At 72.6% G+C, this 22,971-nt stretch carries 23 protein-coding genes; 8 read left to right on the forward strand and 15 right to left on the reverse strand.

What is annotated here, in order from left to right; all coding sequences use genetic code 11:
• Positions 1–42 precede the first annotated feature (42 nt).
• The 7 genes from ACZ4MU_RS20420 to ACZ4MU_RS20450 all read right to left on the reverse strand — a co-directional run bounded on the left by ACZ4MU_RS20420 (position 43) and on the right by ACZ4MU_RS20450 (position 6,793).
• Positions 43–633, reverse strand: a complete 591-nt coding sequence (locus tag ACZ4MU_RS20420; RefSeq protein ID WP_467878339.1) for a hypothetical protein — start codon at positions 631–633, stop codon at positions 43–45.
• Positions 633–1,781 carry an ROK family glucokinase gene (locus tag ACZ4MU_RS20425; protein ID WP_467878342.1) on the reverse strand — a complete coding sequence of 383 codons (1,149 nt, stop codon included), beginning with the start codon at positions 1,779–1,781 and terminating at the stop codon, positions 633–635. The genes ACZ4MU_RS20420 and ACZ4MU_RS20425 overlap by 1 nt, the downstream gene beginning before the upstream one ends.
• A 172-nt stretch (positions 1,782–1,953) precedes the next feature.
• The gene (locus ACZ4MU_RS20430) at positions 1,954–2,790 is read right to left on the reverse strand and encodes an ATP-binding cassette domain-containing protein (protein ID WP_467878345.1); all 837 of its coding nucleotides are present in this window, start codon (positions 2,788–2,790) and stop codon (positions 1,954–1,956) included.
• Positions 2,787–3,836, reverse strand: coding sequence for an ABC transporter permease (locus ACZ4MU_RS20435; protein WP_467878347.1), 1,050 nt, complete (start codon positions 3,834–3,836; stop codon positions 2,787–2,789). Before ACZ4MU_RS20435 ends, ACZ4MU_RS20430 begins: the two co-directional genes overlap by 4 nt.
• Complete coding sequence (locus ACZ4MU_RS20440) at positions 3,833–4,846, reverse strand: sugar ABC transporter substrate-binding protein (RefSeq protein WP_467878350.1); 1,014 nt, start codon at positions 4,844–4,846, stop codon at positions 3,833–3,835. The genes ACZ4MU_RS20435 and ACZ4MU_RS20440 overlap by 4 nt, the downstream gene beginning before the upstream one ends.
• 98 nt (positions 4,847–4,944) lie before the next feature.
• Positions 4,945–5,961 (reverse strand): substrate-binding domain-containing protein, encoded by a 1,017-nt coding sequence (locus tag ACZ4MU_RS20445; RefSeq protein ID WP_467878353.1) that lies wholly within the window; start codon positions 5,959–5,961, stop codon positions 4,945–4,947.
• Positions 5,962–6,073: 112 nt separating this feature from the next.
• The gene (locus tag ACZ4MU_RS20450) at positions 6,074–6,793 is read right to left on the reverse strand and encodes a GntR family transcriptional regulator (RefSeq protein WP_467878666.1); all 720 of its coding nucleotides are present in this window, start codon (positions 6,791–6,793) and stop codon (positions 6,074–6,076) included.
• A 155-nt stretch (positions 6,794–6,948) separates the two neighbouring features.
• On the opposite strand from ACZ4MU_RS20450, the gene ACZ4MU_RS20455 reads away from it, so the two are divergent.
• Together ACZ4MU_RS20455 and ACZ4MU_RS20460 are read left to right on the forward strand one after the other, a co-directional pair.
• Positions 6,949–7,947: a Gfo/Idh/MocA family protein gene (locus ACZ4MU_RS20455; RefSeq protein ID WP_467878356.1), complete on the forward strand. Its 999-nt coding sequence runs from the start codon at positions 6,949–6,951 to the stop codon at positions 7,945–7,947.
• Positions 7,948–8,008: 61 nt separating this feature from the next.
• Positions 8,009–8,776: a hypothetical protein gene (locus ACZ4MU_RS20460; protein WP_467878358.1), complete on the forward strand. Its 768-nt coding sequence runs from the start codon at positions 8,009–8,011 to the stop codon at positions 8,774–8,776.
• 43 nt (positions 8,777–8,819) lie between these two features.
• Here the strand turns inward: ACZ4MU_RS20460 and ACZ4MU_RS20465 are convergent, their stop codons facing one another.
• Genes ACZ4MU_RS20465 through ACZ4MU_RS20475 form a run of 3 tightly spaced genes read right to left on the reverse strand, consistent with a single transcriptional unit; the run spans position 8,820 to position 11,938 of the window.
• Positions 8,820–10,001, reverse strand: a complete 1,182-nt coding sequence (locus tag ACZ4MU_RS20465; RefSeq protein WP_467878360.1) for a cytochrome P450 family protein — start codon at positions 9,999–10,001, stop codon at positions 8,820–8,822.
• Between the two features lie 27 nt (positions 10,002–10,028).
• The gene (locus ACZ4MU_RS20470; RefSeq protein WP_467878362.1) at positions 10,029–10,709 is read right to left on the reverse strand and encodes a response regulator; all 681 of its coding nucleotides are present in this window, start codon (positions 10,707–10,709) and stop codon (positions 10,029–10,031) included.
• Positions 10,706–11,938 (reverse strand): sensor histidine kinase, encoded by a 1,233-nt coding sequence (locus tag ACZ4MU_RS20475; RefSeq protein ID WP_467878365.1) that lies wholly within the window; start codon positions 11,936–11,938, stop codon positions 10,706–10,708. Before ACZ4MU_RS20475 ends, ACZ4MU_RS20470 begins: the two co-directional genes overlap by 4 nt.
• A 145-nt stretch (positions 11,939–12,083) precedes the next feature.
• Here ACZ4MU_RS20475 and ACZ4MU_RS20480 point away from each other — a divergent pair, with 145 nt between their 5' ends.
• Complete coding sequence (locus ACZ4MU_RS20480) at positions 12,084–12,290, forward strand: hypothetical protein (protein ID WP_467878368.1); 207 nt, start codon at positions 12,084–12,086, stop codon at positions 12,288–12,290.
• Between the two features lie 84 nt (positions 12,291–12,374).
• On the opposite strand, the gene alc is transcribed toward ACZ4MU_RS20480, so the two are convergent.
• Positions 12,375–13,490: an allantoicase gene (gene alc / locus ACZ4MU_RS20485; protein ID WP_467878370.1), complete on the reverse strand. Its 1,116-nt coding sequence runs from the start codon at positions 13,488–13,490 to the stop codon at positions 12,375–12,377.
• 4 nt (positions 13,491–13,494) lie between these two features.
• The gene (allB, locus tag ACZ4MU_RS20490) at positions 13,495–14,832 is read right to left on the reverse strand and encodes an allantoinase AllB (RefSeq protein WP_467878669.1); all 1,338 of its coding nucleotides are present in this window, start codon (positions 14,830–14,832) and stop codon (positions 13,495–13,497) included.
• A gap of 339 nt (positions 14,833–15,171) precedes the next feature.
• Between allB and ACZ4MU_RS20495 the strand changes: the two genes are divergently transcribed.
• Entirely contained in the window at positions 15,172–15,975 is an 804-nt protein-coding gene (locus ACZ4MU_RS20495) for an IclR family transcriptional regulator (protein WP_467878372.1), read from the forward strand.
• 367 nt (positions 15,976–16,342) lie between these two features.
• On the opposite strand, the gene ACZ4MU_RS20500 is transcribed toward ACZ4MU_RS20495, so the two are convergent.
• Complete coding sequence (locus tag ACZ4MU_RS20500) at positions 16,343–16,651, reverse strand: DUF5955 family protein (protein ID WP_467878374.1); 309 nt, start codon at positions 16,649–16,651, stop codon at positions 16,343–16,345.
• A gap of 150 nt (positions 16,652–16,801) precedes the next feature.
• Here ACZ4MU_RS20500 and ACZ4MU_RS20505 point away from each other — a divergent pair, with 150 nt between their 5' ends.
• From ACZ4MU_RS20505 to ACZ4MU_RS20515, 3 genes are all read left to right on the forward strand, one after another.
• A complete protein-coding gene (locus ACZ4MU_RS20505; RefSeq protein WP_467878377.1) occupies positions 16,802–17,410 on the forward strand; it encodes a nucleotidyltransferase family protein in 609 nt (202 codons plus the stop codon).
• Between the two features lie 237 nt (positions 17,411–17,647).
• A complete protein-coding gene (aceB, locus tag ACZ4MU_RS20510; protein ID WP_467878380.1) occupies positions 17,648–19,267 on the forward strand; it encodes a malate synthase A in 1,620 nt (539 codons plus the stop codon).
• Positions 19,268–19,346: 79 nt separating this feature from the next.
• Positions 19,347–20,552: an FAD-dependent monooxygenase gene (locus tag ACZ4MU_RS20515; RefSeq protein WP_467878383.1), complete on the forward strand. Its 1,206-nt coding sequence runs from the start codon at positions 19,347–19,349 to the stop codon at positions 20,550–20,552.
• Here the strand turns inward: ACZ4MU_RS20515 and ACZ4MU_RS20520 are convergent.
• Positions 20,542–21,525: a fibronectin type III domain-containing protein gene (locus tag ACZ4MU_RS20520; RefSeq protein WP_467878386.1), complete on the reverse strand. Its 984-nt coding sequence runs from the start codon at positions 21,523–21,525 to the stop codon at positions 20,542–20,544. The two genes, ACZ4MU_RS20515 and ACZ4MU_RS20520, sit on opposite strands and share 11 nt — an antisense overlap.
• Before the next feature lie 166 nt (positions 21,526–21,691).
• Positions 21,692–21,988: a TMEM175 family protein gene (locus ACZ4MU_RS20525; protein ID WP_467878671.1), complete on the reverse strand. Its 297-nt coding sequence runs from the start codon at positions 21,986–21,988 to the stop codon at positions 21,692–21,694.
• 100 nt (positions 21,989–22,088) lie between these two features.
• On the opposite strand from ACZ4MU_RS20525, the gene ACZ4MU_RS20530 reads away from it, so the two are divergent.
• A complete protein-coding gene (locus ACZ4MU_RS20530) occupies positions 22,089–22,937 on the forward strand; it encodes a chitosanase (RefSeq protein ID WP_467878389.1) in 849 nt (282 codons plus the stop codon).
• The last annotated feature ends 34 nt before the right edge of the window (positions 22,938–22,971 follow it).

Raw genomic sequence — 22,971 nt, forward strand, 5'->3', positions numbered from 1 at the left:
GTTTTCTTTCGGCGCGGGTCCCCGGTCGCGCCGGAACGTGCGTCAGGGCGTGGCCGTGGAGACGACGAAGACGACGGGGTTGTCGGGGTCGCTCTCGTCCACCGTGATGTCCTGTGTGGGCAGCGGGTCCTTCTGGGCGTGCCGGGTGCCCGCCCAGTCGTGACCGGACGCGAAGGTCCAGCCGACCTTCCTCGCGTCGGACGCGTCGATCGCCACCGAACCGGGGCGCAGCGCCGCCGTGCTGCTCCCAGAGTCCTTCAGGAACTCGGCGAGACCGGCCGCCGTGGTCCTGAAGGAGACGAAGAGCTTGCTGACCTTCCAGCTGTTGGTCTCGTAGTACCGCACGTCCGTGGCGTCGGTGGGGACGGGCACGTCGTAGATACGCCGCTGGGTCTTGGACGGCCAGTCGTGCTGCAGCCCGGTCGCCGAGGCCTCGCTCTCCTTGTCGCGCCCGCTGTCGCGGCTCTGCCCGGCGGAGATGGCGAGATAGCCGGCCGGGACCCCGATGAGCAGGACGATGATGACGGCGGTGAGCCAGCGGCGGCGGATCATGTGCCGGCGGTCCTCCGGCGGCCGGCTCCCGTCCGGGGACAGCGGCTGGCGCGGCACGGCGGGCCGCTCCGCGGGGGTCATCACGGTGCTTCCTCGGTGGCGCGCGGGGAGCCGGTCTTGCGTACGGCCTCGGCGACCTGGGCGTACCGCTCGTAGCGCTCCACCCGGCGGCGGTTGGCGCGGCGGAAGCGGCGGGCGACGAGGCGGGCCAGGTCCGCGGCGCCGACCATGCCGGCCTCGGGGCCCAGCTGCGCCTTGGCGATCCGGGCCTCGGGGCGGTAGCCGCGGCCGGTCAGATGGCGGCGGAAGGCGTCCCGGGCGGGGCCGATCAGCAGGTCGTCGGCCGCGCTGACACCGCCGCCGACGACGAAGCAGGACGGGTCGAGGGCGGCGGCCAGGTTGGCGATGCCGACGCCGAGCCACTGGCCGATGTCCTGGAGCAGTTCGACGCACATGGCGTCGCCCTCGCGGGCGAGCTCGGTGATCAGCGGGCCGGTGATGTCGGGGATGTTGCCCTTGACCCGCTCCAGGATGTTGTACGCGACCGGCGAGTCCGCGACCGCCAGTTCCCGGGCCTCGCGGACCAGGGCGTTGCCCGAGCTGTACTGCTCCCAGCAGCCGCGGTTGCCGCACGGGCACCGGTGGCCGCCGGGCACGACCTGCATATGGCCGAACTCGCCCGCCACGCCGTACTTGCCGCGCTTGACCCGGCCGTCCTCCAGGATCGCGCCGCCGATGCCGGTGCCGAGCGTGATCATGACGAGGTGGTCCTCGCCGCGGCCCGCGCCGAAGCGCCACTCCGCCCAGGCGGCCGTGTTGGCGTCGTTGTCGACCATGACGGGGACGGCGAGGCGGGACTGGAGGGCGTCGCGCAGCGGCTCGTTGCGCCAGGCGAGGTGCGGGGCGAAGAGGATGGTGCTGCGGTCGGCGTCGACCCAGCCGGCCGCGCCGATGCCGACGGCGTGCACGTCGTGGCGGTCGGAGAGGTCGAGGACCAGCTCGGTGATGGTGTCCTCGACGACCTTGGGGCTCTTGGACTTGTCCGGCGTCTCGGTGCGGATCTGCTCCAGGATGACGCCGTCGGCGTCCACGACGCCGGCCATCACCTTGGTGCCGCCGATGTCGATGCCGACGGTGGGGACGCGGGGCGCGGTCAGGTGCGAGCGGCGCTCGCGGGTGCCGACGGTGCGCAGGACGGTGGCCCGGGCGGAGCCTCGGTAGGTGTTCATCGGGCCGTACCCCTTCGCCGAAGGAGGGGGGTGTCCGGATAAGCGCGCACGACTCGGGTCGTCCCTGGAGGTCTCGGGGAGCCGGGGTGGCCGGCGGCGGACGGCGCCCGCCGTGCCCGATTCTGCCACCCCGGCCGGGACCGGACCTCGTGCGCCCGTACCGCCCCGGGTGTCACTCGCCGGTGTCGGCGGCCCGGGCGCCCAGGTTCGGCTCGGGGGCCCGCTGGAGCTCGTGGCTCAGCTCCTCCAGCTCGCTGCCGCCCGCCATCTGGCGGGTGAGCTCGTCCAGGGTGATGTCGCTGCGCAGATGGCTGCCGGTCATCGCGCCGCGCTTGAGCAGGACGAAACGGTCGCCGACGAGGTAGGCGTGGTGCGGGTTGTGCGTGATCAGGACCACGCCGAGGCCCGCGTCCCGGGCGGCTGCCACGTACTTGAGCACGACCCCGGACTGCTTGACGCCGAGCGCGGCGGTGGGCTCGTCCAGGACCAGCACCTTGGCACCGAAGTAGACCGCGCGGGCGATCGCCACGCACTGGCGCTCGCCGCCCGACAGGGTGCCGATGGGCTGGTCCACGTCGCGCAGGTCGATGCCCATGCGCAGCAGCTCCGAGCGGGTGGTGCGGCGCATCAGGTCGACGTCGAGCCGCTTGAAGGGGCCGGCGCCCCTGGTCGGCTCGGAGCCGAGGAAGAAGTTGCGCCACACCGGCATCAGCGGGACGACCGCGAGGTCCTGGTAGACGGTGGCGATGCCCCGGTCGAGCGCCTCGCGCGGGTTGCCGAGCGAGACGTCCTCGCCCTCGATGCGGAAGGCGCCGGCGTCGTGCCGGTGCAACCCCGCGATGATCTTGATGAGGGTGGACTTGCCGGCGCCGTTGTCGCCCAGTACGCAGGTGATCTCGCCCGCGTGGACCTCCAGCGAGACGCCTTCCAGGGCGCGGATGTTGCCGTAGTACTTACTGACGTCGTCGAGCTCCACCAGGGGGCTCTTGGTCAGGGTCGCGTCCGTCATGCCGTCGCCTCCGCCCGCTTGCGCACCCAGGCGTTGAGCAGGGTGGCCAGTAGGAGCATCGCTCCCAGGAAGAACTTGAACCAGTCCGGGTTCCACTCGGCGTAGACGATGCCCTTGCTGGTCATGCCGAAGATGAACGCCCCTACGGCGGAGCCGATCGCGGAACCGTAGCCGCCGGTGATCAGACAGCCGCCGATGACGGCCGCGATGATGTAGATCAGCTCGTTGCCGACGCCCTCGCCGGACTGCACCACGTCGAACGAGAAGAGCAGGTGCTGGCCGGAGACCCAGGCGGCGAACGCCACGCCCATGTACAGGCCGATCTTGGTCTTGTAGACCGGTACGCCGACCGCGCGGGCCGCGTCCGCCTGGCCGCCGACCGCGAAGATCCAGTTGCCGAAGCGGGTACGCAGCAGGATCCAGGTGGCGGCCGCGACCAGGCCGAACCACCACAGGATGGTGACCTTGAGGTCGACCGGGCCGACGCTCAGCTGGGAGGCGAAGACCTTCTTCGCCGAGGCGAAGCCCTCCATGTCGGCGATGGACTTGGTGGAGACCGTGCCGCTGATCAGCTTGGTGAAGCCGAGGTTCAGGCCGGTCAGCATCAGGAAGGTGCCGAGCGTGATGATGAAGCTGGGCAGTTTGGTACGGGTCAGCATGAAGCCGTTGAAGGCGCCGAGCGCGAGCGTGGTCAGTAGCGAGACCCCGACGCCCACCCAGACGTTGGCCGTCATCTGGTAGCTGAACATCGACGACACCAGCGCCGACGTGGTCACCAGCACACCGGCCGACAGGTCGAACTCGCCGCCGATCATCAGCAGCGCCACCGGCACCGCCATGATGCCGATGGTCGACGCCGCGTACAGCACGGTCGAGAGGCTGGAGGCGCGCAGGAAGCTGTCCGCGACGACGGAGAAGAAGACGAAGACGGCGACGGCGCCGACGACCGAGCCGAGCTCCGGGCGGCCCAGCAGCCTGCGCAGCACGGACCGGTGGATCAGGCGCTCGTCCCTCGCGGGCGCGGGCACCGGTGCGGTGGCGGTCATCGGGTCCCCCGCTTCGTGTACTGCTCCAGCTCGGCGGCGGCGTCCTTGGTGATGATCTGGGGCCCGGTCAGCACCGGCAGCCCGCCGCCGAGCACGTCGCCGTTGTACTTGTGGAGCCACAGCAGGTCGATGGCCTCGTACCCCTGGAGGTAGGGCTGCTGGTCGACCGCGAAGCCGAGGGTGCCGTCCTTGAGCTCGGAGGCGACCTTGGCGTTCAGGTCGAAGGTGTCGACCTCGGCGGAGCTTCCCGCGGAGTTCCTGGCCTTGACGGCGGTGTCCGCGAACGGGGCGCCGAGGGTGACCACGGAGTCGATGGACCGGTCCGCCTGGAGCTTGGCCTCGATGGAGGACTGGACGTCGGGCATGTTGGTGCCCGTGACGTAGAGGTTCTGCAGGTCGCCCTTGAAGGTCTTCTTCGTGCCCGCGCAGCGCTGCTCGTGGCCGACGTTGCCCTGCTCGTGCAGGACGCAGAGCGCCTTCTTCTTCCCGCGCCTGTTGAGCTCCTCGCCGACGGCCTCACCCGCGATGGTCTCGTCCTGGCCGATGTGGGTGAGCGCGCCGAACTGCTTGGACTTCTCCGAGCCCGAGTTCACCGTGATCACCGGGATACCGGCCTTCGCGGCCTTGGCGACGACGTCCTTCATCGCGTCCGGCTTGGCGAGGGTGACGACGATCCCGTCGACCTTCTGGTCGAGGGCCGCCTGCACGAACTGCGCCTGCTGCTGTCCCTGGTCGCTGTGCGAGTACAGGAAGTCGATGTTGTCCTTGACGGCGGCCTGCTTGGCACCGCTCTGGACGATGTCCCAGAAGGTGTCGCCGTCGCCCGAGTGGGTGATCATGGCGAACTTCCAGCGGGGAGTGTTCACCGCCGCCTTGCCCTGGGCGGCCTCCGCCTTGCGCGCGTCCTCGGCGCGCTTGCCCCCGGTGCTGCTGCATCCCACCAGGGAGGCCCCGAGCACCGCCGCCAGCACCGCGCCCACCGCGCGTACCCCTGTCCGAACCCTTGCCACGACGCCGTGCTCCTCTTGCTGTACTCCCAGGTGCGCCCGGGACTGGTGCGGACCTGCCCCGGCCGCCCAAGTATGGGTCACATCCGGTCGGCGGCGGATCATCGGGTACCGCGAGCGGTGTACTTCTCCAGCACCGGCACGTCCTTGCCGGTGATGACGGCGGGCCCGGTGAGGACCGGCCTGCCACCGCCGACGACGTTGCCGTTGGTCCTGTGCAGCCACAGTTCGTCCACCGCCAGATACCCCTGGAGGTACGGCTGCTGATCGACCGCGAAGCCGATCTGCTCGGCCTTGAACTGCTTGATCACGGCGGCGTTCAGGTCGAAGGTGTCGACCTCGGCTGAGCTGCCCGCGCCGGCCTTGGCCTTGACGGCGGCGGCCGCCATCGGCGCGCCGAGCGTGACGACCGCGTCGATGGCCGACCCCCCGGAGCCCGTCTGCAGTTTCGCCTCGATGGAGGATGTCGCGGCGGGCGTGTTGGTCCCGTCGACGTTGAGGTTCTCCACCGTGCCCTTGAAGGTCCTCTTCACCCCGGCGCAGCGCTCCTCCAGCGAGACGTTGCCCTGCTCGTGGATGACGCAGACGGCCTTCTTCCTGCCGCCCGAGTTCAGCTGCTCGCCGACCGCCTCACCGGCGACGCCCTCGTCCTGCCCGATGTGGCCCAGCGCGCCGAGCTCCTTGGAGTACTGCGCGCCGGAGTTGATGGTGACGACCGGGATGCCCGCGGCGACCGCCTTCTTCACGACGTCCCGGACGGCCTCGGGCTTGGCGAGGGTGACGACGATGCCGTCGACCTTCTGGTCGATGGCCGCCTGGATCAGCTGCGCCTGCTGCTGGCCCTCCTTGTTCGCCGAGTAGAGGAAGTCGGCGTTGTCCTTGGCCGCGGCCTGTTTCGCGCCGCTCTGGACGATGTCCCAGAAGGTGTCGCCCTCGCCCGAATGGGTGATCATCGCGATCTTCATCCGGGGCGTGGAGACGCCCTTGCCGCCGGCCGGGGCGCTGGTGTCCGCCTTGTCCTCGGAGCTCTTGCCGCCCGAGCCGCTGCATCCGGTGACCGTGAGTGCGAGGGCCGCGGCGAGGGCCGCCGCCGCGGCTGCCGTACGGGGTGTGCGCATGGGGTCCGCCTTCCGTCCCGGCCGCCGGTGTGCGGCCGTTGAGTTCTAGCGGCGTACGGATGGACGAGTCAAGACTTTGTCCGAACATTCTTACGCAGCGATCGCGCCCGGATCACGGCCGTACGAGCAGCTGGAACTCGAAGGCGTAGCGCGAGGCCCGGTAGACGTGGGTGCCGTACTCCACCGCCCGCCCGGTGTCGTCGAAGGTGGTGCGCTGCATGGTCAGCAGCGGCGCGCCCGTGGTCTCGGCGAGCAGGGCCGCCTCGGCCTCGGTGGCCGCCCGCGCCCCCACCGACTGCCGGGCGCTGTGCAGGGTGATCCCCGCGCCGCGCATCAGCCGGTACAGGCCGGTGGCCTCCAGCTGCGGGGTGTCGAGCGCGAGCAGCCCGCCCGGCAGGTAGTTGCGCAGCTCGGCCATGGGCTCGCCGTGGGCGTACCGCAGCCGCTCGACCAGGTGGACCTCGTCACCCTCGGCCACCCCGAGCGCCGCCGCGACCTGTGCGGTGGCCGGTTCCACGGTGTTGCGCAGCACCCGGGTCGCGGGCTTCTGCCCGGCCGCCTCCAGGTCGTCGTAGAGGCTGCTCAGCTCCAGCGGGCGCTTGACCTGGCTGTGCACCACCTGGGTGCCCACGCCTCTGCGGCGCACCAGCAGGCCCTTGTCGACCAGGGTCTGGATGGCCTGGCGGACGGTGGGGCGGGACAGGCCGAGCCGGCCCGCGAGGTCGATCTCGTTGCCGAGGAGGCTGCCGGGCGTCAGGGTGCCGCGCTCGATGGCCGCCTCCAGCTGCTGGGAGAGCTGGAAGTAGAGCGGGACCGGGCTGGTGCGGTCCACGCCGAGCTGGAGCGGCACGGCGGGATCCGGCGCGGTTCTGGGCTGCTTGGACACGGGGTGAGCGTAGTGCGCGGGCCATGTTGACGGGAAGTCGTGAAGTCTGATTGTCAGGACAAACGCTTGACACGACGACCGGGCGCCGTCACCTTTTGGCCATGCGCATCGGACTCATCGGAACGGGACGTATCGGCTCCTTCCACGCGGAGGTGCTGGCCCGCCACCCCTCGGTCACCGAGCTCGTCGTCGCCGACACCGACCCCGCGCGGGCCGCCGACGCCGCCGCGCGGACCGGGGCGGCGGCCACCACGGTCGACGGGCTCTTCGCGGCCGGCCCGGACGCGGTGGTGATCACCTCCGCGACCGCCGCACACGCGGGTCTGATCGCCCGCGCGGCCCGCGCCGGGCTCCCCGCCTTCTGCGAGAAGCCCATCGCGCTCGACCTGGCCGGCACGCTGGCGGCCCTCGACGAGGTGGAGAGCGCGGGAACGGTCCTGCAGATCGGGTTCATGCGCCGTTTCGACGCCGGGTACGCGGCGGCCCGCGAGCGCGTCCGGGCGGGCGGACTCGGACGGCTGCACACCGTGCGGGCGGTCACCTCCGACCCGGCGCCGCCGCCCGCCGCGTATCTGCCGCTCTCCGGCGGCCTCTACCGCGACTGCCTGGTCCACGACTTCGACATCCTGCGGTGGGTGACCGGCCGTGAGGTCACCGAGGTGTACGCGACCGGCTCGGACGCGGGGCCCGCCATGTTCCGCGAGGCCCAGGACGTCTCCACGGCCGCCGCCCTGCTCACCCTCGACGACGGCACCCTCGCCACGGCGACGGCGACGCGCTGCAACGGCGCCGGGTACGACGTACGGATGGAGCTGGCCGGGGAGCTCGACCAGCTTGCCGTGGGCCTCGGTGAGCGCACCCCGCTGACCTCGGTCGAACCGGGGGCGCCCGCGCCCGCCGCCACGCCCTGGCCCGGCTTCCTGGAGCGCTTCGCCCCCGCCTACCGGGCCGAGCTCGACGCCTTCGTACGGGTCGTGCGCGGCGAGCTGGCCAACCCCTGCGACGGCCGCGAGGCCCTGCACGCGCTGCGCGTCGCGGAGGCGTGCGAGCGCTCCCGGCACGAGCGCCGCCCCGTGGCGCTCTCCGAGTTCACCGGCTGAGGCTCTCGGTGCCCCCGCTCCCCCGGCGGCTTCTACTCTGGCAGCAGCGAGGGGAGGCGCGGTGCACAGGCGTTGGTGGTTCATGGGGATGCTGCGCCCGGCCGCTTCGGCGCAGCCGGCGTGGGAGCCGTCCAAGGAGGAGCAGCAGCGCGTCCTGGACGAGTGGACGACGGCCCGCGAGCGGCTGGAGCGGCTGGTGTCGGCCCGGGTGACGGCCGTCGGCGACGTGCTGCGGGCGGCCGAACTCCCGGTCGGCCCGGACGCGGCGGAGAGCGCGCGGCCCGGTGGGGACGCGGACGACTACGCGTGGGTGCTCGACGCCTTCCAGGCCGCGGGCAAGCTCCTGGACGAGGCGGCCGACCTGCCGGACCTGGCCGCCGCGGCGGTGCTGGCCGAGCGCGCCCTGGTCCGGTTCGCCGCGCTGCACGCCCGCCGCGCGGGGCAGCCGGCGCCGAGGCCGCCCGAGCGCTGCTACTACAACCCGCTGCATCCGGCGGCCGGGAGCACCGGGCCGCCCGTGCGCCGGGAGCACCGCCGGCGTGCCCGGCGCCGGACCGGGCCGCGCGAGGCGGCGGCCGACCGCCGTCCCGCGTGCGCGTCCTGCCGCAAGGCGATCCTGGCGGGGCAGCCGCCGGACGTGCTGCCCGCGCTGGTCCCGGTGAAGGTGTCCCGGCGGCGCACCGCGCGGCTGCTGGTGCCGTACTACTCGGTCCCCCAGCAGTGGTCGCTGTGGTCCCTCTCGGCGTGCGGTGCCTACGGCGACGAGTGGCCCGCCCTGGTGCTGCGCGGCGAGCACCGGCGCCGGGCGGAGGCGGCCCGCAAGGCGTGAGCGCGGCACCTCACCGGCCGCGCCGCACCCCGCACATCCCCCCTCACCAGCGCACCGGCAGATGGCGCACGCCCCGGATGAGCATGCCCGGCAGCCACTCCAACGCTCGTTCGTCGTCGGCCAGTTGGAGCCCGGGCGCGCGCTCCAGAAGCGTACGGACCGCGATGCGGCCCTCCATCCGGGCGAGCGGGGCGCCCAGGCAGTAGTGGATGCCGTGGCCGAAGCCGAGGTGGCTCTGCGGGGTGCGGCGGATGTCGAAGCGGTCCGGTTCCCGGTGGCGGGCGGGGTCGCGCCCGGCGGCGGCGAGGCCGACCAGGACGGTCGCCCCGGCCGGGATGACGGTCCCGCCGCACTCGACGTCCTCGCGCGCGTAGCGGTACGTGGCGGTCTCCACCGGGCCGTCGTAGCGCAGCATCTCCTCGATGGCCCCGTCGATCAGCCCGTCGAAGTCGGCGCGGAGGGCCGCCAGCTGCTCCGGGTGCGCGAGAAGCGCCCGTACTCCGTTGGAGATGAGGTTGACGGTGGTCTCGTGGCCCGCCACGAGCAGCAGGAAGGCCATGCCGATGAGCTCGTCCGGGGAAAGCTGGTCGCCGTCCTCGTGCCGGGTGCGGATGAGGGCGCTCATCAGGTCGTCCGCCGGGGCGGTGGCCCGCTTGTCCTCGATGAGCCCGACCAGATAGGCGCCCATCTCCCGGGCGGAGGCGTTCGCCCCGTCGTCCTGCGTGGGGGCGACCGCCTCGTTGGAGAGCCTGCGGAAGGTCTCCCGGTCCAGGTCGGGGACGCCCAGGAGTTCGCAGATGACCGTGATCGGCAGGGGGAAGGCGAACGAGTCGACCAGATCGGCGGTGCGGTTGGGGGCGGCCAGCATGGTGTCGAGCAGCGTGTCGGTGATCTCCTGGACGCGCGGGCGCAGCGCCTCGATCCGGCGCGGGGTGAACTCGCGCGCCACCAGCTTGCGCAGCCGGGTGTGCTGCGGCGGGTCGGAGTCCAGCATGTTGGCGCTGACCGCGGTGAACTCGCTCTCGTCGGCGACCGCCCGCCAGTCCTTGGAGAAGCGGCCGTCGGCGAGCGCGGCCCGCGCCTCGTCGTGTCCGACGATCAGCCAGACCTCGTCCATCTCCTGGGTGCGGACCCGGTGCACCGGCCCCTCCGCGCGCAGCTTCGCGTAGTACGGATACGGGTGGGCGGTGAAGTCCTCGTGGTCACGCAGATCGACGAGCGGCATACGCGTGTTCCCCTCCTGTGGTCCGGTTCAGCCTACGTCGCCGTCCTCGTCGAGGAGGCCCGCGTCGTGGACGAGCAGGGCGATCTGGACACGGTTGTTGAGCCCCAGCTTGGCGAGCACCCGCGAGACGTGGGTCTTCACGGTGGGCACGCTGAGGTAGAGGGCGGCGGAGATCTCGGCGTTGGACTGGCCGCGGCCCACGGCGACGGCCACCTCCCGCTCCCGCTCGGCGAGTTGGCCGATCCTCGCCCGGGCCCGGGCCGCCCGGTCGCCCGGGCCCTCCGGGGCGCCCGCGACCTGGTGCATCAACTGGCGGGTGACGGCCGGGGAGAGCACCGGCTCGCCCGCCGCGACCCGGCGTACGGCGGCGACGATCTCGGCGGGCGCGGTGTCCTTCAGGACGAACCCGGCGGCGCCCGCGCGCAGCGCCCGTACCACCTGTTCGTCGGCGTGGAAGGTGGTCAGGACAATGACCTCGGGGGCGTCGGGGCGGGCGCGCAGGAGCTCGGTGGCGGCGAGCCCGTCGACGGTCGGCATCCGGATGTCCATCAGGACCACGTCCGGGCGCAGCCGGTCGGCCAGCTCCTCGACCTGGGAGCCGTCGGAGGCCTCCCCCACGATCTCCAGGTCCTCGGAGCCGCCGAACATGAAGGTGAGTCCCGCGCGGACGAGGGGGTCGTCGTCGACGACGAGCAGCCGGATGGTCATGAGGGCCACGGTAGCCAGGCGCGCACCTCGAACCCGCCACCGGGCACGGGTCCGTGCTCCAGCCGGCCGCCCGCGAGCGTGGCGCGCTCGGTCAGCCCGATCAGCCCCTGCCCCGACCCGGGCACCGCGGGCACGTCCCCGACCGGGGCGGGGTTGCGCACCTCGATGCCGAGGCCGTCGCCCGGGCGGCCGGTGACGGTCACGGTGACCTCGGCGCCGGGAGCGTGCTTGCGGGCGTTGGTGAGGGCCTCCTGGGCGATGCGGTAGGCGTTGCGCCCGGTGGCCGCGGGGACGGTCTCCGGGTCCCCGACACGGCTGTCCAGGACGACCTTCATCCCGGCCTCGCGGGACTCGGCGACGAGCGCGTCCAGGGTGGCGAGGGTCGGCTGGGGCCGGTCCTCGGCGCCCTCGTCGGGGCTGCGCAGCACGCCGATGATCTGGCGCAGGTCCTGGAGGGCCTCGTGGGCGCTGTCGCGGATCACCCCGGCGGCGCGGGCGACCTCGGCCGGGGGCGCGTCCGGGCGGAACTCCAGGGCGCCCGCGTGCACGCTGAGCAGGGTGAGCCGGTGGGCCAGTACGTCGTGCATCTCGCGGGCGATGGCCTCCCGGGCCAGCCGCTGGGCGTGCTCGGCCCGCAGGGCGGCCTCCTGTTCGGCACGGACGGCCCGCTCGCGCAGCGCGACCACCAGCTGGCGCCGGGCGCGTACGAGCATGCCCCAGCCCATGGCGAGGAGGACCATCAGCGTGCCGATGGTGGCGTTGGCCAGCAGACTGGTGGTCGGGTCGGGGCGCAGGACCGGCTGCACCCACGAGGTGACCAGGGCCGCGGCGCCGATCGTGGCGACGGCGGGCTTGAGGGGCCGGTGCACGGCGAGGCCGAAGAGGGCGACCAGCACCGCCCCCGCGGCGACCGGGGCGACCAGGGTGACGGCCACGAGCGCCCAGGCGAGCCCGACCGGCCAGCGCCGGCGCAGCCAGAGCGCGCAGCAGGCGAGGGCCCCCACCAGCTGGTCGGCGGCCTGGAGGGTCTCGGAGTAGTCGGCGGCCCGGGTCATGGCGTCGGCGGCGAGCATGCCGATCCCGGCCGCGCAGAGGAAGGCGCAGGTGTCGACGATCCAGTCCCGTACGGTACGGCGTGGCCGGGTACGGCCGGGGCGGTCGCCCGGCAGTTCGGGGGCGACGACGGCGGACGGCAGCAGCCAGCGGTATTCGGGACCAGCGGGTGTCATGCCACCCAAGTTACGCAGGTCAGGGGCGGCGTGGCGGGTTCGAAGCGGGGTGCGCTACCAAAGTCGTACGGGCCGAGACTTTCGCCGCGCGGGCCGAGCCCGAAGGCGGACGCGGGGGCCGGTGCGCGCGGGCCAGGCTCGGCGTATGAAGAGATTCTTGGAAGTCACCGGGTTCGTGCTGCTGGTCCAGGGGGCCGGCGGGCTGCTGCACGAGTGGACCGGCTGGTTCGGGAAGTGGAGCGTGCTGCACCGGGCGGGTTTCCTGGCCGGTCACGAGATCTTCGCGGGCGTGGTGGTGGCCGTGCTGGGCGCGGCCCTGCTGGTCGCGTCGGACAGCGCGCCGCGGGACTAGTGCGCGCGGCAGGTCCGGGTACGGCTGTACCGCGGGGCGCTCCGGTGCTGTCGGGCCGGAGCGCCCCGCGCGGGGCGGGTGTCGTCAGCCGCCCAGCTCCTGGTGGCGGGCGTTCAGCCGGGCCGCGCCGTCGCTCGTGAGCGAGCCGAACAGGCGCAGCCGGGAGATGCCGCCGTCGGGGAAGATGTCGACGCGTACGTGGGTGGCCACCGCGGGGGCGTCGAGCACGAACCGGTGGTTGGTGTCGGGCTGGAGGCGGGTGCGGGGCAGGATCTCGCGCCACTCGCCCGACTCGCCGTCGCGGACCGTGAGCGCCGCCCAGCCCGCCGAGTTGCCCTTGAGGTAGGCGGTGTCGATCTCGACCGCGCGGATCTCGGACCGCGCCGCGAGCCGGTAGCGGATCCAGTCGTTGCCCTGGTCGCGGCGGCGGCGGGTCTCCCAGCCGTCGTCCATCTTGTGGGAGCGGCCCGGCTGGATGGTGTTGGTGGCGGGCGAGTAGAAGCGGTCGGAGGCGTCCTCGACCTGACAGCCGTTCTCCAGGGCCGCGAGGTCGAAGGTGCCGAGGGCTTCGAGCCACTTCGGGTCCGGGGCGACCTCGCCGTACACGCGCAGCCGGGCGATGCCGCCGTCGGGGTGCTGGTTGACGCGCAGGTGCGTGAAGCGCTGCTCGACGTCGACGGCGAAGCCGTTGGCCGCGTGGCCGCCGACCGCCGTACGCGGTATCAGGGTCACCCACTTCACGTCGTCCGCGAGCAGGTCCTCGGGCGAGGGCGAGCCCGCGACCGAGGTGGCCTCGACGGAGACGGCCTGCGGGTAGTTGCCGCGGAAGTGGGCGGTGTCGACGACGATCCCGCGCACCACGCCCGGGGCGCCCAGGCGCACCAGGGCCCAGTCGTGGTCGTCCTCGGCGGGGTGCGGAACGGCGGCCGAGACACCGCGGCGGCGGCGGGTCTCCCAGCCGTCCATGATCTTGCCCTTGTGGCCGAAGTGCTCGGGGTCGAACTCGGCGGCGGCGGGCTTGAGGAGGTTCTCGCGCTCGGCGAAGAACTCGTCGTTGGCGGCGATGACGCCCGCGCCCAGGCGCCGGTCGGCGAGGTCCGCGTACCGCGTGAACGGGAAGTCGGCGGTGCGGTAGTCCGCGTACGGGTCGCCGCCGCCGTAGGGGCTGGCGTCACCGGTGAAGGAAGGTATGGCGCTCACGGTCTCAGTGGTTCCTTTCGAGCAGGCGGCCGGTGGGCCCGGTGAGGGTGCCGTTCTCCTGGATGCGCTTCCCGCGCAGCCAGGTCGACTTGACGACACCGTGCAGGGTCTTGCCCGCGTAGGCGGTGACGCGGTTGCGGTGCTGGAGCTCCGCCGGGTCGACGGTGAAGGTCGCGTCGGGGGCGAGGACGGCGAAGTCGGCGTCGCGGCCGGCCTCGATGGCGCCCTTGCGCTCCAGGCCGACGAGCCCCGCGGTGGCGGACGACATCCAGCGGACCACGTCGTCGAGGGTGTGCCCGCGCCTGCGGGCCTCCGTCCAGACGGCGGACAGACTCAGCTGGAGGCCGGAGATCCCGCCCCAGGCCGTGGCGAAGTCCTCGGTCTTGAGGTCGGCGGTGGACGGCGAGTGGTCGGTGACGACGCAGTCGATCGTGCCGTCGGCCAGCGCCGCCCAGAGCAGGTCCTGGTTGGCGGCCTCCCGGATCGGCGGGCAGCACTTGAACTCGCTCGCGCCGTCCGGGACTTCCTCGGCGGTGAGGGTGAGGTAGTGCGGGCAGGTCTCGACGGTGAGCCGGACGCCCTCGCGCTTGGCGGCGGCGATCGCGGGCAGGGCGTCGGAGGAGGACAGGTGCAGGATGTGCACCCGCGCCCCGAGCCGCTTGGCGGCGGCGATCAGGGACTCGATGGCGGTGTTCTCGGAGACCCTGGGGCGGCTGGCCAGGTAGTCCGCGTACCGGGGGCCGGGCCGCCGCGGCGCCGCGGCCAGCTCGTGCGGGTCCTCGGCGTGCACGATCAGCAGCCCGTCGAAGCCCGCGATCTCGGCGAGCGACTGGGCGAGCTGGTCCTGGTCGAGCTCGGGGAACTCCTCGACGCCGGAGGGCGAGAGGAACGCCTTGAAGCCGAAGACGCCGGCGTCGTGGAGCGGGCGCAGGTCCTTGACGTTGCCGGGCAGCGCGCCGCCCCAGAAGCCGACGTCCACGTGTGCCTTGGAGCGGGCGACCTCCTGCTTGACGCGCAGGTTCGCCACCGTGGTGGTCGGCGGCAGCGAGTTGAGCGGCATGTCCACCAGGGTGGTGATGCCGCCCGCGGCGGCGGCCCGGGTGGCGGTCCAGAAGCCCTCCCACTCGGTGCGGCCCGGATCGTTCACGTGCACATGGCAGTCGACCAGGCCCGGCAGCAGCACGTCGTCGCCGAAGTCCTCCAGACGCGCCCCGGCCGGCACCTCGGCGTCGTACGGCAGCACCGCGTGGATCACCCCGCCGGCGACGGCGACCGAGGCCGGGCGGATGCCGTCGGGCGTGATGACGCGCGACGAGCGCAGTACCAGGTTGACGTCGGACACCCGAGCCCTCACTTCCGCGATGGAGTGCACGTCCGCAAGGTGGGAATCCCCGGCGGAGTGCGACGAGCAAAATTCAACGAACTGTTGAAGGAGTCTTCCCGCCCATCAGGGAGCCGTCAAGGGTGTCCGGGATCCGGTGGCGGCCGACGACGTGGGTCTTGGAGGTTTCCACAGAATGGAATTAGACTTTCACTTCCCAGAATGTAGCTATCGCCACGGGGTGCCCCACCGGACCGGACAAACCCACGCTGACCGGCAGGGACTCCCTACGTACGCACTGTACGGCGAGAAACACACAGGTAGGCTGCTGCCTCGCCTGCCAGCCGAAAGGACCGCGCCGTGCCGACGTCCAGCGCCAGCACCACCGACGCCTCCAAGCCATCCGCCGCGAGCGGTGGCGTCCAGTCCCTCGAGCGCGCCTTCGACCTTCTGGAGCGGATGGCCGACGCGGGGGGCGAAGTGGGCCTCAGCGAGCTCTCCGCCAGCAGCGGTCTGCCGCTGCCGACCATCCACCGCCTGATGCGCACGCTCGTGGCCTGCGGTTACGTGCGCCAGCAGGCCAACCGGCGGTATGCGCTCGGCCCCCGTCTGATCCGCCTCGGCGAATCCGCCGCGCGACTGCTCGGCACCTGGGCGCGACCGTATCTGGCCCGGCTGGTCGAGGAGACCGGCGAGACGGCGAACATGGCGCTGCTCGACGGGGACGAGATCGTGTACGTGGCGCAGGTGCCGTCCAAGCACTCGATGCGGATGTTCACGGAGGTGGGCCGGCGGGTGCTGCCGCACTCCACGGGCGTGGGCAAGGCGCTGCTCGCGCACACCCCGCCGGAGGAGGTACGGGCGCTGCTCGCGCGTACGGGGATGCCCGCGGCGACGGAGAAGACCATCACCACGCCCGAGGGCTTCCTCGACGCGCTGGAGCAGGTGCGGCGGGCGGGGTACGCGGTCGACGACAACGAGCAGGAGATAGGAGTTCGCTGCCTCGCGGTGTCGGTGCCGAACTCCCCCACGGCGGCGGCGATCTCCATCTCGGGCCCGGCGGGGCGGGTCACGGAGACGGCGACGGAGAGGATCGTCCCGATCCTCCAGGGAATCGCGGAGGAGCTGTCCGCCGCGCTGGCGAATACGGCAGGACAGGGCTGAGGAGCGCCTCCGGCCGCGGGCCGGTGGTGGGCCGCCCGCGCAGCGCCCCTGTCGTGCCGGGTGGCCGTCTGCGGGTTGTCTGTGGCTGAGCGCGCAGTTCCCCGCGCCCCCGACTGCCCCGGGGCGCGGGGAACTGCGCGAGCAACCCACCACGGTCCGCAGCCGAAAACCGCATGTGTCCGGCCTGACCCGCGACCCGCGCGCGTGGGCCCGTATGCCACAGACAGCCCGCCAGTACTGGTGGAATCCGCAAGGACGCACCCGGCTCAACTTCAACGGCGGCATCACCGAAGGAGGAGGGCGACCGGGGCGGCGGCTGAGCCGAGGGGGCCACGGGCGGCCGGGCGGTCACCGCCGGGCAGCCGTCTCAGCGCGGTGGCTCCCCGAAGACGTCCACCGCCTCCCGGACCCCCTTCACGGCCACGGACAGCGCGCTCACCGACCCTATCGACCCCGCGATCAACAGCAGCGAGCGGCGCAGCCGTAACACCTCCGGCGCGCCCGAGAGCGCCATGGCGTCCAGCGCCGCGAGCTCGTCCTCCGCCACGGCCCGGTCGGGGAACTCCCCCGGATACCCCGCCAGTTCCCGGCGCAGCCGTGCCACGGCGACCCGCAGTCCCGCCACCCTCGGATCCGCAACTCCGGTCACGGGCCTCTGCTCCACGCGTCGCAACAAAATTCCTTCCCCCGCACGTTTCGTGCCGGTGCTCACAGCCCGTCAGCGAAGGTCAACTGACGGGAGTTGCGGGTCAGTTAACGCCATCGCGCCCGGCGCGCGCCAGCGTGTGGACGGAATTCGGGGGGCGCATTCGGTATACGTGGGGTCATGACACCTCCGATGAACGACGAAGCGCAGGTCGTGGGCCTGCTCCTGGCGGCGGGCGGCGGGCGGCGCCTGGGCGGCCGCCCCAAGGCCCTGCTGACGCACCGGGGGCGCCCGCTGGTGGAGCACGCCGTACGGATGCTGCGCGAGGGCGGCTGCACCGGCGTGCACGTGGTGCTCGGGGCCGCTGCGGACGAGGTGCGCGCCCGCGCCCTGCTGGAGGGCTGCGTACTGGTGGACAACCCGGAGTGGGCCGAGGGGATGGGCTCCTCGCTGCGGGCGGGGCTCGCCTCGCTGGGCGGCATGACGGCCGGGGCCGCCCTGGTCAGCCTGGTGGACCAGCCCGGCATCGGCGCCGAGGCGATCGGGCGCGTACGGGCGGCGTACCGCTCACCGGCCTCGCTGGCGGCGGCCGCGTACGACGGCAGGCGCGGCCACCCCGTCCTCTTCGGCGCCGACCGGTGGGAGCCGGTGGCGGCGACCGCGCACGGCGACCGCGGGGCGCGCGCCTATCTCGCGGAGCACGAACGGGAGATCACGCTCGTCGAGTGCGCGGACGTGGCCGAGCCGTACGACATCGACACCGAGGCGGATCTCGGGCGGCTCGGCTGAACCTCCGGTACACCTGGAGTGAACGCGGTGGCACCGAGCGCCACGGTCTGTCGAACCGGAGAATCTCGACATCAACAAACCATTGAACTTCCACTATGAGGAAACTAGTATCCACTGTTCAGAAGCGCCCGATTGATTGAGACGGCGCCCCCAGTCGCATCCCGGGGCCTGGCACTCAGTGCCATTTCTGCCTCCCGGCGGCCGGCCGGGGCACCGCCCGCGAAGGAGTGACAGCACATGTCCGCACCAGCGCCGTCCCCGCTGGCCATCGTCGCCGCCGAGCCCCTGCCCCGGCAGGACGAAGTGCTCACCGACGCGGCCCTCGCGTTCGTGGCCGAACTGCACCGCCTGTTCACGCCCCGCCGTGACGAGCTCCTGCTCCAGCGCCGCGAGCGCCGTGCCGAAATCGCGCGCACCTCCACCCTCGACTTCCGCCCCGAGACCGCCGCCGTGCGCGAGGGCGACTGGAAGGTCGCCCCGGCCCCGGCCGCGCTGAACGACCGTCGGGTGGAGATCACCGGTCCGACCGACCGCAAGATGACCATCAACGCGCTGAACTCGGGCGCGAAGGTCTGGCTGGCGGACTTCGAGGACGCCTCCGCCCCCACCTGGCAGAACGTCGTCCTGGGCCAGCTCAACCTGATCGACGCGTACGAGCGGAAGATCGACTTCACCGACCCGAAGTCGGGCAAGTCCTACGCCCTGAAGGACGCGGGCGAGCTCGCCACGGTCGTGATGCGCCCGCGCGGCTGGCACCTGGAGGAGCGCCACCTCTGCTTCGACGGCCGCCCGGTCCCCGGCGCCCTGGTCGACTTCGGCCTCTACTTCTTCCACAACGCCAAGCGCCTCATCGAGCTCGGCAAGGGCCCCTACTTCTACCTCCCCAAGACCGAGTCGTACCTGGAGGCCCGCCTCTGGAACGACATCTTCGTCTTCGCGCAGGACTACGTCGGCATTCCGCAGGGCACCGTCCGCGCGACCGTCCTGATCGAGACGATCACGGCCGCGTACGAGATGGAGGAGATCCTCTACGAGCTGCGCGACCACGCCGCCGGGCTCAACGCGGGCCGCTGGGACTACCTCTTCTCGATCGTCAAGAACTTCCGCGACGGCGGCGCCAAGTTCGTCCTGCCCGACCGCAACGCGGTGACCATGACCGCGCCGTTCATGCGCGCCTACACCGAACTCCTGGTCCGCACCTGCCACAAGCGTGGCGCCCACGCCATCGGCGGGATGGCCGCCTTCATCCCGTCCCGCAAGGACGCCGAGGTCAACAAGGTCGCGTATCAGAAGGTCAAGGCCGACAAGGACCGCGAGGCCGCCGACGGCTTCGACGGTTCCTGGGTCGCCCACCCCGACCTGGTGCCGATCGCGATGGCCTCCTTCGACGCGGTCCTCGGCGACAGGCCGAACCAGAAGGACCGGCTGCGCGAGGACGTGTCCGTGGCCCCCGGCGATCTGATCGCCATCGACTCCCTCGACGCCAGGCCCACCTACGACGGACTGCGCAACGCCGTCCAGGTCGGCATCCGCTACATCGAGGCGTGGCTGCGCGGCCTGGGCGCCGTCGCCATCTTCAACCTCATGGAGGACGCGGCCACCGCCGAGATCTCCCGCTCGCAGATCTGGCAGTGGATCAACGCGGGTGTGGTCTTCGAGAACGGCGAGCTCGCCACCGCCGATCTCGCCCGCACGGTCGCGGGCGAGGAACTGGCCGCGATCCGGGCCGAGATCGGCGAGGAGGCCTTCGCGGCCGGCCGCTGGCAGCAGGCCCACGACCTGCTCCTGAAGGTCTCCCTCGACGCGGACTACGCGGACTTCCTGACCCTGCCCGCCTATGAGCAGCTGGTCGGCTGACCCGGCGTCATTTCACGCGGGCCGAAGTGGATCCTTCGCCTCCGGCCCGGCGCCGCGTCCGCCCTGCCAGAATCAGCGGATGTTGCGCGGAGGCAGGGTCGCCGTGGTCGGCGGCAGTATCGCGGGGTGCGCGGCGGCGCTGGCCGCCCACCGGGGTGGCGCGTCGGAGGTCACCGTCCTCGAGCGGGCCCCGGGCCCGCTCGCGGACCGGGGCGTGGGGCTGGCGATGCACAACGACCGGTACGCGGAGCTGGAGGCTGCGGGCTATCTCGACGGCTCGATGCCGTGGCTCCAGCTGAGTCGGCGGTGCTGGTACGTACGGGACGGCTCGGCGCCGCTGGGGCGGCGGATCGGGGTGCTGCCGTTCCCCTTCCGGACGTACAACTGGGGCCCCCTCTGGCACGAACTGCGCGAGCGGGTGCCGAAGTCCGCCGACTTCCGGGCCGGGGCCGGCGTCGAGGCGGTGGAGGTCACCCCGGACGGCGTGGAGCTGTCGAGCGGCGGCGCGAGCGAGCGGTTCGACCTGGTGATCGGGGCCGACGGCTACCGCTCGGTGGTCCGCACGGCCGCCTGCCCCGAGGTCCGCCCGCGCTACGCGGGCTATCTGGCCTGGCGGGGCGCGTTCGCGGCCGAGCGGCTGACGGCGCCGGAGCTGTGGCCCGACGAGGACTGCGTGTACGCGGTGTTCCCCGGCGGGCACGTCATCATCTACCGCATCCCCGACGGCCGTGGCGGCCTGCGGATCAACTGGGTGCTGTACACCGCCCCGCCCCCGGACCTCGGCCCGCGCTTCGACAACCCCACCAGCCTGCCGCCCGGCACCCTCGCCGCGACCCTGCACACCCGGCTCGCCGACATCGCCGACACCTCCCTCGCGCCCTACTGGGGCCGGCTGGTGCGCACGACCACCGCCGAGGAGCTCTTCGTCCAGCCGATGTACGACTTCACCGCGCCGCACTACGCGACGGGCCGCCTGGTCCTGGCGGGCGACGCGGCGACGGTGGCCCGCCCGCACACCGGCGGCGGCGCGGTCAAGGCGCTCCAGGACGCCACCGCCCTGGAGGCGGCCCTCACCGCCGGGCCGGACCGGGCGGCGGCGCTGCGCGCGTACGACACGGGCCGGGCCACGACCGGCAGATCCATGGTGGAGCTGGGCCGGCGACTCGGGGCCGCACTGGTCGAGCGGACGCCGGACTGGGGCGCGATGGACCAGGGCGGCCTGGAGGCGTGGTGGCGGCAGGCGGACGGCTCGGGAGCCTTCGGCGGCCGCCGGCTCAGCTCGTAGGCGCACCGCCGATGACGACCGTGCGCCGGGCCGAGAAGTCGCCCCAGGTGCCGTCGGGCAGGCGGGCGCGGAGGCTGAGGCGGTAGCGGGTGCCGGGCTTCTCGGCGGAGACGGTGAGGCTGTAGGTGGCCCGGCCCGGCGGCGGCGCGGCGCCGAAGACGATGGTGGTGGTCAGGGTTCCGTCGAGGAAGAGCTGGTAGGAGCTGACCGGGCCGCCGGTGTCCGGCGGGCGCCAGGAGAGCGCGACGGTCGGCACCCCCGCGACCTCCCCGTAGCGGGCGCCGAACTCGGTGGGGGCGGTACTGGCGGGGGCGCCCGGCGCGGACGCCGTGGTGAGGTCCACGGCGCCGCTGTCCGGCGAGGAGTGGTCGGCGCCGTCGCGGGCCCGGACGGTGAAGGTGTAGACGGTCCCGGGCCGCAGTCCGGTGACCCGGGCGCTGGTCTCGCGCCCGGAGACGCTGTGGATCCGTACGTCCTCCTGGTAGATGTCGTAGGAGGTGACGCCCACGTCGTCGGTGGACCGCCGCCAGCTCAGCACCGCCGCGCGGCTCCCCTCGGCCCGGCCCCGCAGGGCGCCGGGGGCGGTGGGCGGCCCGTGGTCGGCGGGGCTCGGCGCGGGGGTGGTGGCGGCCACGGGGGCGCTGGGGGCGGAGAGGTTGCCTGCCGCGTCACGGGCGCGCACGGTGAAGCGGTAGGCGGTCGCGGGGGCCAGGCCGTCGACGTCGGTCATGAGCTTCCCGCCCGGTACGGCCCTGACCCGGGTGCCGCCCTGGAGGACCTCGTACCCGGTGACGCCCCGGTCGTCGGTGGACGCCTGCCACATCACGTGCACGGAGGTGGCGCTGCTCGCCTGCGCGGTCACCGCGCCCGGCACGGTCGGCGCCCTGCCGTCCCGTTCCTGGGCGGTCGCGGAACAGGCGGCGAGGGCGAGGACGGCGAGCGCCGACACGGCGTACCGGACGGGGTGGTGCACGGCCGCGGCCTCCCTCCGGACGAGTTGGTCCAGACCTATATCGCACAGTCGGGGGCGCACGGCAAGGGGGCGGACGCTCCGGGTCCCGTCCGGGAAATCCCGTGGCCGTGCGATGAGTGCCGCCGACCGGCACACCGGGCACACCAGCCCGCGCCCGTACGGGACGTCAGACGGTTCCGCGCATCGGGATCTTGAGCTGGTTGAAGCCGTAGTACGGGGCCGGCACGCCGTGCGCGGCGAGCGTCAGCGGCGCCGAGACGAAGGCGAGCAGGACCGTGGCCGGATAGGCGAGCGAGCCGACGGCGAAGCGCGCGCGGGTGGCACGGGCGGCGGTGGACGCGTGCGGGGGCACCTTGATTTCCAGGATCAGAAGGGTGATCGCGATGGCGAAGACGCCGTCGCTGAAGGCCTCCACCCGGCTCGATTCGTTCTCCGGGTGAACTGAACCCGACGCGCGCCGAATCTTCAACTTCCTTTTGCCACAAGGGTGTACGGTCTCGCACGGCAGTGGTAGGAAAGTTTCCTAACAAAACAGGGAACGACCGACTCCCCCAGGAGGTCAGGTGCTCACCCCCCACTCCAGCGCCCGCACCCGGCGACTGACGATCACCGTGTCCGCCGTGCTCGGCGCCGTCGTGATCGCACTCCCCGCGGCCACCGCCACCGCCGCGACCAGCCACAATGCCCTCATGGCAGCAGCGGCGACCGGGCTCGACGACCCGGCCAAGAAGGAAATCGCGATGAAGCTCGTCTCCAGCGCGGAGAACTCCTCACTGAACTGGAAGGCCCAGTACAAGTACATCGAGGACATCGGCGACGGCCGGGGTTACACGGCCGGCATCATCGGGTTCTGTTCCGGCACCGGCGACATGCTCGACCTGGTCGAGCTGTACTCGGCCCGCGAGCCCGGGAACGTGCTCCAGAAGTACCTGCCCGCGCTGCGCGAGGTGAACGGGAGCGACTCGCACGCCGGGCTCGACCCCCACTTCACCAAGGACTGGAAGACGGCCGCCTCGGAGACCGCCTTCAAGAACGCCCAGAACGACGAGCGGGACCGGGTCTACTTCAACCCCGCCGTCAAGCGGGGCAAGGCCGACGGCGTGGGCACGCTCGGGCAGTTCATCTACTACGACGCCATCGTCATGCACGGCGACGGCGGCGACCCGACCAGCTTCGGCAGCATCCGCAAGAAGGCCCTGGCCAAGGCGAAGCCGCCGTCCCAGGGCGGTGACGAGACGAAGTACCTGAACGCCTTCCTCGACGCCCGGGTCTGGGCGATGAAGCAGGAGGAGGCGCACAGCGACACCAGCCGCGTCGACACCGAGCAGCGGGTGTTCCTCAAGAAGGGCAACCTCGACCTCGACACACCGCTGGACTGGAAGGTCTACGGCGACCCGTACCACATCGGCTGAGCCGGCCGCATGACAGAGCGGCGCGTACGACACG

It is taken from the genome of Streptomyces sp. NPDC026377, assembly GCF_055567715.1.